The sequence below is a fragment of the Klebsiella sp. MS 92-3 genome, from assembly GCF_000195655.1.
Classification (GTDB): Bacteria; Pseudomonadota; Gammaproteobacteria; order Enterobacterales; family Enterobacteriaceae; genus Klebsiella; species Klebsiella pneumoniae.
Genome location: NZ_GL882834.1, coordinates 27,059 through 38,566, shown reverse-complemented (window position 1 = coordinate 38,566; position 11,508 = coordinate 27,059). Strand labels below are relative to the sequence as shown.

At 54.0% G+C, this 11,508-nt stretch carries 10 protein-coding genes; 8 read left to right on the top strand and 2 right to left on the bottom strand.

Translation table 11 applies throughout. From position 1 onward, the window contains the following. Nucleotides 1-18: 18 nt before the first annotated feature. Nucleotides 19-2,694, bottom strand: a complete 2,676-nt coding sequence (gene adhE, locus HMPREF9538_RS08255; RefSeq protein WP_002910097.1) for a bifunctional acetaldehyde-CoA/alcohol dehydrogenase — start codon at nt 2,692-2,694, stop codon at nt 19-21. Between the two features lie 77 nt (nt 2,695-2,771). Here adhE and HMPREF9538_RS08260 point away from each other — a divergent pair, with 77 nt between their 5' ends. The 8 genes from HMPREF9538_RS08260 (at nt 2,772) to HMPREF9538_RS08295 (ending at nt 11,026) form a co-directional block, all read left to right on the top strand. Then, nucleotides 2,772-2,987, top strand: coding sequence for a hypothetical protein (locus HMPREF9538_RS08260; protein ID WP_004145398.1), 216 nt, complete (start codon nt 2,772-2,774; stop codon nt 2,985-2,987). A gap of 183 nt (nt 2,988-3,170) precedes the next feature. Continuing rightward, nucleotides 3,171-3,818 (top strand): YchE family NAAT transporter, encoded by a 648-nt coding sequence (locus HMPREF9538_RS08265; RefSeq protein ID WP_002910095.1) that lies wholly within the window; start codon nt 3,171-3,173, stop codon nt 3,816-3,818. A gap of 737 nt (nt 3,819-4,555) precedes the next feature. Beyond that, on the top strand, nt 4,556-6,190 hold the full coding sequence (oppA, locus tag HMPREF9538_RS08270) for an oligopeptide ABC transporter substrate-binding protein OppA (protein ID WP_004148754.1): 1,635 nt from the start codon (nt 4,556-4,558) through the stop codon (nt 6,188-6,190). An 85-nt stretch (nt 6,191-6,275) separates the two neighbouring features. Then, on the top strand, nt 6,276-7,196 hold the full coding sequence (gene oppB / locus HMPREF9538_RS08275; RefSeq protein ID WP_009485722.1) for an oligopeptide ABC transporter permease OppB: 921 nt from the start codon (nt 6,276-6,278) through the stop codon (nt 7,194-7,196). A 14-nt stretch (nt 7,197-7,210) separates the two neighbouring features. Then, nucleotides 7,211-8,119: an oligopeptide ABC transporter permease OppC gene (gene oppC / locus HMPREF9538_RS08280; protein ID WP_004145396.1), complete on the top strand. Its 909-nt coding sequence runs from the start codon at nt 7,211-7,213 to the stop codon at nt 8,117-8,119. Nucleotides 8,120-8,130: 11 nt separating this feature from the next. After that, entirely contained in the window at nt 8,131-9,144 is a 1,014-nt protein-coding gene (locus tag HMPREF9538_RS08285) for an ABC transporter ATP-binding protein (RefSeq protein WP_004151853.1), read from the top strand. Next, entirely contained in the window at nt 9,141-10,145 is a 1,005-nt protein-coding gene (gene oppF, locus HMPREF9538_RS08290) for a murein tripeptide/oligopeptide ABC transporter ATP-binding protein OppF (protein ID WP_002910083.1), read from the top strand. The genes HMPREF9538_RS08285 and oppF overlap by 4 nt, the downstream gene beginning before the upstream one ends. A 53-nt stretch (nt 10,146-10,198) precedes the next feature. Next, nucleotides 10,199-11,026, top strand: a complete 828-nt coding sequence (locus HMPREF9538_RS08295) for an ion transporter (protein ID WP_002910080.1) — start codon at nt 10,199-10,201, stop codon at nt 11,024-11,026. A 63-nt stretch (nt 11,027-11,089) separates the two neighbouring features. On the opposite strand, the gene HMPREF9538_RS08300 is transcribed toward HMPREF9538_RS08295, so the two are convergent. Next, the gene (locus HMPREF9538_RS08300) at nt 11,090-11,419 is read right to left on the bottom strand and encodes an HI1450 family dsDNA-mimic protein (RefSeq protein ID WP_002910079.1); all 330 of its coding nucleotides are present in this window, start codon (nt 11,417-11,419) and stop codon (nt 11,090-11,092) included. Nucleotides 11,420-11,508: the final 89 nt, after the last annotated feature.

Genomic DNA, 11,508 nt, shown 5'->3' with positions numbered 1-11,508 from the left:
CGATGCTATCGCTGTTGGTTAAGCGGATTTTTTCGCTTTTTTCTCAGCCTTTACCGGAGCAACTTCGGCTTTCGCACCGGCTTCGCCTTCGACGAATTCGCGGCCGTAGTAGGTATCCAGCAGGATCTGTTTCAGTTCGGAGATCAGCGGGTAGCGCGGGTTAGCGCCGGTGCACTGGTCATCGAATGCATCTTCAGACAGTTTATCAACGTGGGCCAGGAAGTCAGCTTCCTGAACGCCAGCTTCGCGGATAGATTTCGGAATACCCAGCTCAGCTTTAATGCTTTCCAGCCATGCCAGCAGTTTCTCGATTTTCGCTGCGGTGCGGTCGCCTGGTGCGGAGAGGCCCAGGTGATCGGCGATTTCAGCGTAACGACGACGAGCCTGCGGACGGTCGTACTGGCTGAACGCGGTCTGCTTGGTCGGGTTGTCATTCGCGTTATAGCGGATAACGTTGCAGATCAGCAGGGCGTTGGCCAGACCGTGCGGAATATGGAACTGGGAACCCAGTTTGTGCGCCATCGAGTGACACACGCCGAGGAAGGCGTTAGCGAACGCGATACCGGCGATAGTCGCGGCACTGTGTACGCGCTCACGGGCAACCGGGTTCTTAGAACCTTCGTGATAGGAAGCCGGCAGATACTCTTTCAGCAGTTTCAGCGCCTGCAGCGCCTGGCCGTCAGAGAACTCAGAAGCCAGTACGGAAACGTAAGCTTCCAGGGCGTGAGTCACCGCATCCAGACCACCGAACGCACACAGCGATTTCGGCATATCCATCACCAGGTTGGCATCGACAATGGCCATATCCGGGGTCAGCGCGTAGTCTGCCAGCGGGTATTTCTGACCGGTCGCGTCATCGGTCACCACGGCGAACGGCGTAACTTCAGAACCGGTACCGGAAGTGGTAGTGATCGCCACCATCTTGGCTTTGACGCCCATTTTCGGGAACTTATAGATACGTTTACGGATATCCATAAAGCGCAGCGCCAGTTCTTCGAAGTGGGTTTCCGGATGTTCGTACATAACCCACATGATTTTCGCCGCATCCATCGGGGAACCGCCGCCCAGGGCGATGATCACGTCTGGTTTAAAGGAGTTTGCCAGGTCGGCACCTTTACGTACGATGGTCAGCGTCGGGTCAGCTTCAACTTCGAAGAAGACTTCCGTCTCAACACCCGCAGCTTTCAGTACGGAAGTGATCTGATCGGCATAGCCGTTGTTGAACAGGAAGCGGTCAGTCACGATCAGCGCGCGTTTGTGACCATCGGTAATCACTTCATCCAGTGCGATTGGCAGGGAGCCACGACGGAAGTAGATAGATTTCGGAAGTTTGTGCCACAACATGTTTTCAGCTCGCTTAGCAACGGTTTTCTTGTTGATCAGGTGTTTCGGACCAACGTTTTCAGAGATGGAGTTACCACCCCAGGAACCACAACCCAGAGTCAGGGAAGGCGCGAGTTTGAAGTTGTACAGGTCACCGATACCACCCTGAGAAGCCGGGGTGTTGATCAGGATACGCGCGGTTTTCATCATTTGGCCGAAGTAAGCCACGCGAGCCGGCTGGTTGTCCTGGTCGGTGTACAGGCAAGAGGTGTGGCCGATACCGCCCATGGCGACCAGTTTTTCTGCTTTGGCTACCGCGTCTTCGAAATCTTTTGCACGGTACATAGCCAGCGTCGGAGACAGTTTTTCGTGAGCAAACGGCTCGCTCTCGTCAACGTTGGTCACTTCACCAATCAGAATTTTGGTGGTGGCCGGCACGGTGAAGCCTGCCAGTTCAGCGATTTTGGCCGCTGGCTGACCAACGATAGCCGCGTTCAGCGCGCCATTTTTCAGGATAATGTCCTGAACGGCTTTCAGCTCTTTACCCTGCAGCAGATAGCCGCCGTGGCTGGCGAAACGTTCGCGAACCGCGTCATAGACTGAATCAACCACCACAACGGACTGCTCAGAAGCACAGATCACGCCGTTATCGAAGGTTTTAGACATCAGTACGGACGCTACGGCACGTTTGATGTCGGCGGTTTCATCAATGACTACCGGGGTGTTACCGGCGCCGACGCCGATAGCAGGTTTACCGGAGCTGTACGCTGCTTTCACCATGCCTGGGCCACCGGTCGCCAGGATCAGGTTGATGTCCGGGTGATGCATCAGCGCGTTAGACAGTTCTACAGACGGCTGATCGATCCAGCCAATCAGGTCCTTCGGCGCGCCGGCCGCGATGGCAGCCTGCAGCACGATATCAGCCGCTTTGTTGGTGGCTTCTTTTGCACGCGGGTGCGGAGAGAAAATGATGGCGTTACGCGTTTTCAGACTGATGAGCGATTTGAAAATGGCTGTTGAAGTCGGGTTAGTGGTCGGTACGATACCGCAGATGATGCCGATAGGCTCAGCAATAGTGATGGTGCCAAAGGTGTCGTCTTCTGACAGAACGCCACAGGTTTTTTCGTCTTTATAAGCGTTGTAAATGTATTCGGAAGCAAAGTGGTTTTTGATCACTTTGTCTTCAACGATGCCCATGCCGGATTCGGCTACGGCCATTTTGGCGAGAGGGATTCGAGCATCTGCAGCGGCCAGAGCGGCGGCGCGGAAGATTTTGTCGACTTGTTCTTGAGTGAAACTGGCATATTCACGCTGGGCTTTCTTGACACGCTCAACAAGCGCGTTCAGTTCAGCGATATTAGTAACAGCCATAATGCTCTCCTGATAATGTTAAACTTTTTTAGTAAATCAGTCGCTCGATTCGACATTATAGACAGGCCGTTAACAGCTTGCATGTAAATGTTTATGTAGAAAAATCAGGGCGCTGTTTCACCGATTTACTAAAAAAGCTTTATCTCTTTCGCTTTCAGGTACTGCTGCCTTCCACTCTGTTGGTGTCATCAAGATTACTCACTTCTGAGTACAAATTACGTGATTTAGATCAAGTATTGTCGCTGCTGATACCTTTCAGCTGGCTGCTTTTTGACCGGTTCGATCAAGTGTGATGGGAGGGTTTTGAAATTAAAAAAACGATTAGCATTAAATATACAAATGGCTAACATTCGATACATATCACCGGGTTATGCATATTTATAATGAATATTGTAGGTAAAAAGCGTATGTTTCGCGCAGTTATTTTATGCTGTTAACAGTCAACCGCCAATTTTGATGATGCTGCGGAGCCCAATGTGACTCAATCACTGTTCGATTTTTCTGCATATTTCAAGTTTTTCATCGGCTTATTTGCCCTGGTTAACCCGGTTGGCATTATTCCGGTATTCATCAGTATGACCAGCTATCAGCCGGCTGCGGTGCGTAATAAGACCAACCTCACCGCCAACCTGTCGGTGGCGATCATCCTCCTGACGTCGCTGTTCCTCGGCGATGGCATTCTGCAGATTTTCGGTATCTCCATTGACTCCTTCCGTATCGCCGGCGGCATCCTGGTGGTGACCATCGCGATGTCGATGATCAGCGGTAAGCTCGGCGAAGATAAGCAGAACAAGCAGGAAAAGTCGGAGACGGCGGTCCGGGAGAGCATCGGCGTCGTTCCTCTCGCGCTACCATTAATGGCCGGGCCAGGGGCAATCAGTTCAACTATCGTCTGGGGGACCCGGTACCACTCCTGGGTGCATCTGGTCGGGTTCTCACTGGCGATAGCGGTATTTGCCCTCTGCTGCTGGGGGATTTTCCGTATGGCGCCGTGGCTGGTCCGTTTGCTGGGGCAGACGGGAATCAACGTCATCACCCGTATTATGGGCCTGTTGCTGATGGCTCTCGGCATTGAGTTTATTGTGACCGGGATTAAAGCGCTTTTCCCAGGGCTGCTGAGTTAGTTCGTCGCCAGCAGGCGGGGAGTCTCGCTTCACGCCTGCGCGATTATTAGCAAAACCTATTAGCCAACGCGGAACTGGCGGTAGGGATAATATTTTGCGATATCGCTATTAATTTCATATTTTTCATTAAGATATGAAATATTTCTCTTAACATTCTCCTCACGCCTCCCACTCCTGTGATGTTATTTTCCTCACATCATTCTCTGGTACTTGCTGTCGGATCATCGAAATGATATTAGTAATTTTAACAAGGCGGCAGATGAATGTGCTAAAAAGTAATCTATTGTTAAATTTTTGTACAAAAAACCATCTTGTGGTCGCTGCTCAGAATGTCGGCTGATGAAATTATCGTAATGCTCTGATAAATAATAATATTTTTACATCGACGTTTTATGGCAAACGCTTGTCACGCTGGCAAAACCGGCAATAAAAGAGAATTCGGTAACATATTTGCAAATTGCATTGGCGGAGGTGTTTACCTTTTGGTACTTTCCGCCGTTATCGTCTGCTGAATTATGTACGCAAATGAGAATTATTTTTAATTAACTCATTTCGCCAGAACGACCCTCCAGCGAGGGCAACGAATCGACGTTAAGACTGCCGTTCGAGCGGTCGTAATAAATAAGTCGGTGATAGCAATCTGCCAATCGCAAACTCCTGCGTTGGACAGAACCCGAAAACGGGAAAAACAGGCTGGTTAAAAAACCAGTAATTATAATGACTGGAGTTACAACACAATGACCATCATCACTAAAAAGCGTTTAATCGCCGCGGGAGTACTATCCGCACTGATCGCCGGCAATATGGCAATGGCAGCGGATGTCCCGGCTGGAGTGCAGCTGGCAGAGAAGCAAACCCTGGTACGTAATAGCGGCGCCGAGCCGCAATCGCTGGACCCAAATAAAATCGAAGGGGTGCCAGAGGCCAATATTAGCCGCGACCTGTTCGAAGGTTTGCTGAATACTTCGCCGAAAGATGGCCACCCGATCCCTGGCGTGGCGGAGAGCTGGGATAATAAAGATTTTAAAGTCTGGACCTTCCATCTGCGTAAAGATGCAAAATGGTCTAACGGCGAGCCGGTTACCGCCCAGGACTTCGTATACAGCTGGCAGCGTCTGGTAGATCCGAAAACAGCTTCTCCTTATGCCAGCTATCCGCAATATGGTCATATAGTTAACGTCGACGAAATCATTGACGGCAAGAAAGCGCCGAGCGAGCTGGGCGTAAAAGCCATTGACGACCACACGCTGGAAGTCACCCTCAGCGAACCGGTACCCTATTTTTATAAACTGCTGGTTAACCCGGCGATGTCTCCCGTCTACAAACCGGCCATCGAAAAATTTGGCGAAAAGTGGACGCAGCCTGGCAATATCGTTACCAACGGCGCGTATACTCTGAAAGACTGGGTGGTCAACGAGCGGATCGTGATGGAGCGTAACCCGCACTATTGGGATAATGCTAAAACCGTCATTAACACCGTTACCTGGCTGCCGACCTCTTCCGAAGTGACCTATGTTAACCGCTACCGCAGCGGTGAACTGGACATGACTTATAACCAGCTGCCGATCGAACTCTTCCAGAAGCTGAAAAAAGAGATCCCCAACGAGCTGCACGTTGACCCCTATCTGTGTACCTATTATTACGAAATCAACAACCAGAAGGCCCCGTTCACCGACGTGCGCGTGCGTACCGCGCTGAAGCTGGGTCTGGATCGCGATATTATTGCTAATAAGGTGAAAGGACAGGGCGATCTGCCGGCCTACGGCTACACCCCACCGTATACCGATGGCGCGAAGCTGAGCGAGCCGGAATGGTTTACCTGGTCGCAGGAAAAACGCAACGAAGAAGCGAAGAAACTGCTGGCCGAAGCCGGCTATAGCGCCGATAAACCGTTGACCTTCAACCTGCTGTATAACACCTCTGATTTGCACAAGAAGCTGGCGATTGCCGCCGCCTCGCTGTGGCGTAAAAACCTGGGCATTGACGTGAAGCTGGTCAACCAGGAGTGGAAAACGTTCCTCGATACCCGTCATCAGGGCACCTATGACGTGGCGCGTGCGGGCTGGTGCGCCGACTATAACGAGCCAACCTCTTTCCTGAACACCATGCTCTCTGACAGTTCAATGAACACCGCGCACTATAAGAGCCCGGCGTTCGACAAGATTATGGCTGAATCCGTAAAAGCATCCGATGAAGCGCAGCGCACGGCGGCCTATGCGAAAGCAGAGCAGCAGCTGGACAAAGACAGCGCGATCGTACCGGTCTATTACTACGTTAACGCCCGCCTGGTGAAACCGTGGGTCGGTGGCTATACCGGTAAAGACCCGATGGATAACGTCTATACCAAAGACCTCTACGTTATCAAACATTAATGGCAATACGTGGAGCGGGTCTCGGCTCGCTCCATCGTGTCTTATTTGAGAGCAGTGCAAAGGCACACGCCAGAAGGTACGGGCAATGTTAAAATTTATCTTACGTCGCTGTCTGGAAGCGATTCCGACGCTATTTATTCTTATCACCATCTCATTCTTCATGATGCGTCTGGCGCCGGGAAGTCCTTTTACCGGGGAACGCACGCTACCGCCGGAAGTCATGGCGAATATTGAAGCAAAATACCATTTAAACGACCCTATCATGACGCAGTACTTCAATTATCTGAAGCAGCTGGCGCATGGCGATTTTGGTCCCTCTTTTAAATACAAAGATTATTCCGTCAACGATCTGGTGGCCGCCAGCTTCCCGGTTTCAGCGAAACTGGGCTTCGCCGCCTTTTTACTGGCGGTGGTGATCGGCGTTGCCGCCGGGGTGATAGCCGCCCTGAAGCAAAATACCCGCTGGGACTACGCGGTGATGGGGGTAGCCATGACCGGCGTGGTTATTCCGAGCTTTGTGGTCGCGCCGCTGCTGGTGATGATCTTTGCCATTACCCTGCACTGGCTGCCGGGCGGCGGCTGGAACGGCGGGGCGCTGAAATTTATGATCCTGCCGATGGTGGCGCTTTCCCTGGCCTATATCGCCAGCATCGCGCGTATTACTCGCGGCTCAATGATTGAAGTGCTGCACTCTAACTTTATCCGCCCCGCGCGGGCGAAGGGGCTGCCGATGCGTCGCATTATTCTGCGCCATGCGCTGAAGCCGGCGCTGCTGCCGGTGCTCTCCTATATGGGGCCAGCTTTCGTGGGCATCATCACCGGCTCAATGGTCATTGAAACCATTTACGGCCTGCCGGGGATCGGCCAGCTGTTCGTTAACGGGGCGCTTAACCGCGACTACTCGCTGGTGCTCAGCCTGACGATCCTCGTTGGCGCCCTGACTATCCTGTTCAACGCCATCGTTGACGTGCTGTACGCCGTTATCGATCCGAAGATTCGCTACTGAAGCCGGAGTTCGCCATGATGTTAAGTAAGAAAAATAGCGAGGCGCTGGAAAACTTCAGTGAGAAGCTGGAAGTGGAGGGGCGTAGCCTCTGGCAGGACGCGCGTCGCCGCTTTATGCATAACCGCGCCGCGGTGACCAGCCTGATTATGCTGGTGCTTATTGCGCTGTTCGTTACCTTCGCGCCGATGGTGTCGTCGTTCTCCTACTTCGATACCGACTGGGGCATGATGTCCAATGCCCCGGATATGGCCTCCGGCCACTACTTCGGAACCGACTCCTCCGGGCGCGACCTGCTGGTGCGCGTAGCGATCGGCGGGCGCATTTCGCTGATGGTCGGGGTGGCGGCGGCGCTGGTGGCGGTGATCCTCGGCACGCTGTACGGTTCGCTCTCCGGTTATCTCGGCGGCAAAGTGGATTCGGTGATGATGCGTCTGCTGGAGATCCTCAACTCCTTCCCGTTTATGTTCTTCGTCATCCTGCTGGTGACCTTTTTTGGTCAGAATATCCTGCTGATCTTTGTCGCCATCGGCATGGTGTCCTGGCTGGATATGGCGCGTATCGTGCGCGGGCAGACGCTAAGCCTGAAGCGCAAAGAGTTTATCGAAGCCGCGCAGGTCGGCGGGGTCTCGACGGCGAGCATCGTGCTGCGCCATATCGTCCCCAACGTGCTGGGGGTGGTGGTGGTGTATGCCTCGCTGCTGGTCCCCAGCATGATCCTCTTCGAATCCTTCCTCAGTTTCCTGGGACTGGGGACGCAGGAGCCGCTCAGCAGCTGGGGGGCATTGCTCAGCGATGGCGCCAACTCAATGGAAGTTTCGCCCTGGCTACTGTTGTTCCCGGCGGGTTTCCTGGTGGTGACCCTGTTCTGTTTCAACTTTATCGGCGATGGTCTGCGTGATGCCCTCGACCCGAAAGACCGCTAAGGAGCGCTGCCATGACCATGATTGAAACGGCAAAAGCGCCGCAAGCGCAGAGCCACAGCGGGCTACTGCTGGACGTGAAAGATCTTCGCGTCACCTTTAAAACGCCGGATGGCGACGTCACCGCCGTCAATGATCTGAACTTCACTCTGCAGGCGGGCGAGACGCTCGGCATTGTGGGCGAATCCGGCTCCGGTAAATCGCAAACCGCCTTCGCCCTGATGGGACTGCTGGCGGCCAACGGTCGCATCGGGGGTTCCGCCACCTTTAACGGTCGGCAAATCCTCAATTTGCCCGAGCGTGAGCTGAACAAACTGCGCGCTGAACAAATCTCAATGATTTTCCAGGATCCGATGACCTCTCTTAACCCCTATATGCGGGTGGGCGAGCAGTTAATGGAAGTCCTGATGCTGCATAAAGGGCTGAGTAAAGCCGAAGCGTTTGAAGAGTCGGTGAAGATGCTCGACGCGGTAAAAATGCCGGAAGCGCGTAAGCGCATGAAAATGTTCCCGCACGAGTTCTCCGGGGGCATGCGTCAGCGCGTGATGATTGCCATGGCGCTGCTGTGCCGGCCCCGGCTGCTGATTGCGGATGAACCGACCACTGCCCTGGACGTTACCGTGCAGGCGCAGATCATGACGCTGTTGAATGAGCTTAAACGCGAATTCAACACGGCCATTATCATGATCACCCACGACCTTGGGGTGGTGGCAGGGATCTGCGATAAAGTGCTGGTGATGTACGCCGGGCGCACCATGGAGTACGGTCAGGCGCGCGATGTCTTCTATCAACCGTCGCACCCATACTCTATTGGGCTGTTGAATGCGGTTCCACGTCTGGATGCGGAAGGCGATGCGTTGTTGACCATTCCCGGCAACCCACCGAACCTGCTGCGATTGCCAAAAGGCTGTCCATTCCAGCCGCGTTGCCCGCATGCCATGGAGCAGTGCAGCAGCGCGCCGCCGCTGGAATCGTTCGCGCCAGGCCGCCTGCGCGCCTGCTTTAAACCGGTGGGGGATCTGCTATGAACGCCGTAACTGAACAACGAAAAGTCCTGCTCGAAATTGCCGACCTGAAGGTGCACTTCGATATCAAAGATGGCAAGCAGTGGTTCTGGCAGCCGTCGAAAACGCTGAAAGCGGTGGATGGCGTGACGCTGCGCCTTTACGAGGGTGAAACCCTCGGTGTGGTAGGGGAGTCGGGCTGCGGCAAATCGACCTTCGCCCGCGCCATTATTGGTCTGGTGAAAGCGACCGATGGCAAAGTGGCCTGGCTGGGTAAAGATCTGCTGGGCATGAAGCAGGAAGAGTGGCGCGACGTGCGCAGCGATATCCAGATGATCTTCCAGGATCCGCTGGCCTCGCTGAACCCGCGCATGACCATCGGAGAAATTATCGCCGAACCGCTGCGTACCTATCATCCGAAGATGCCCCGTCAGGAAGTGCGCGATCGCGTCAAAGCGATGATGATGAAAGTTGGGTTGCTGCCCAACCTGATCAACCGCTATCCGCACGAGTTCTCCGGCGGTCAGTGTCAGCGTATCGGCATCGCGCGGGCGCTGATCCTTGAGCCAAAGCTGATTATCTGCGATGAGCCGGTCTCCGCGCTTGACGTGTCGATTCAGGCGCAGGTCGTCAACCTGCTGCAGCAACTGCAGCGTGAGATGGGGCTATCGCTGATATTTATCGCTCACGATCTGGCGGTGGTTAAGCATATCTCCGATCGGGTTCTGGTAATGTATCTGGGCCATGCGGTGGAGCTGGGGACTTACGACGAGGTGTACCATAATCCGCTACATCCCTATACCAAAGCGCTGATGTCGGCGGTGCCGATCCCCGATCCTGATCTCGAGAAAACGAAAACTATCCAACTGCTGGAAGGCGAATTACCCTCGCCGATTAATCCGCCCTCAGGCTGCGTATTCCGCACTCGCTGTCCGCTTGCCGGACCGGAGTGCGCCAAAACCCGCCCGGTGCTGGAAGGCAGTTTCCGCCATGCGGTTTCCTGCCTTAAGGTAGACCCGTTATAATCTCAGGGGCTGACGCAGGTCAGCCTTTTTTTTGCGAGGTTAACGAAGTGGGTATGCTTTCTGCCGCTCGTCTGCGGCTTTATCATTTACTTTTCGATCAGAACCGACGTTCCGGCCGCCGCTTTGAAGGGCTGTGCGGACTTTTCGCCCTGCTCAGCGTACTGGTGATATTTATCGAGTCGGGACTGGGCACGCAATATCACCTGACATTAGATGAATGGCATATTTTCGTCTGGCTGGAGCTGCTGGTGACCGCGGTCTTTACCCTGGAATACCTGCTGCGTATCGCTACCTGGCCCAATCCGCTCCACTATATTTTCAGCTTTTGGGGGCTGATTGACCTGGCGACGATTTTACCGCTGTATGTGATGTGGCTATGGCCGGAAATTAGCCTCAATTATGTATTCGCCTGGCGGGCAATGCGGGCGATCCGCGCGCTGCGTATTCTCAAACTACTGCGCTTTATGCCTTCGCTCAACGTGTTCTGGCGAGCGATTGTCAGCGCGCGCCATCAGCTGATCCTGTTTTATTCGTTTATCGCCATTGTGATGGTGATTTTCGGCTCGTTAATGTATCTGATTGAGGGGCCGGAATACGGCTTTACCACGCTTAACGCCTCGGTCTATTGGGCCATCGTGACCATCACCACCGTCGGCTACGGAGACATCACGCCGCACACGCCGTTGGGTCGCATCCTGGCCTCCATTCTTATCCTGATCGGCTACTCCATTATTGCCATACCGACCGGACTTATCACCACGCATATGACCAGCGCCCTGAATCGTCGACGACAGCAGCGCCTGTGTCCGCAGTGTCAGCAGGGCGACCATGACGATAACGCCCGTTTCTGCCATGCCTGCGGTCATGCCTTGCCGAAGTAAGCTGGCGACGTAAAAAAAGCCTGCCGGGAGTACCGCGGCAGGCTTTTTACTGGATGTTAAAGGTTATTCACGCCACAGAATATGGCACAGCTTATGATCTTTCTCGCGGCACAGCAGAACGCGGGCGAAGATATCATTGATTTCCCCGCCGTCGGTATCCGCCAGACCAATCACCACTTCGGCGAAGAAATCCGGGTTGAGATCGTAATCCACATGCTCTTCCCAGTCTGCCGAAGGGTCGAACAGTTCGGCGCCGCCGCGCTCCTCAAACTGCAGGTTAAACAGAATGATGTCCGCCGGGTCGAGATTGTCGGCCGCCAGTTCGAGGAAGATATCGTAAGCCTGCTCGAGCGTTTCGTCTTCGGTCAGGCGGTTGTTTAAATCCATATCCATGATTGCTACTCATTCGGTATCTGATGGGCACGTTTTACAGCAACGGGCTGAAGAAGTAAAACAGTCGCTCGGCGATCCGCTGCCACAGC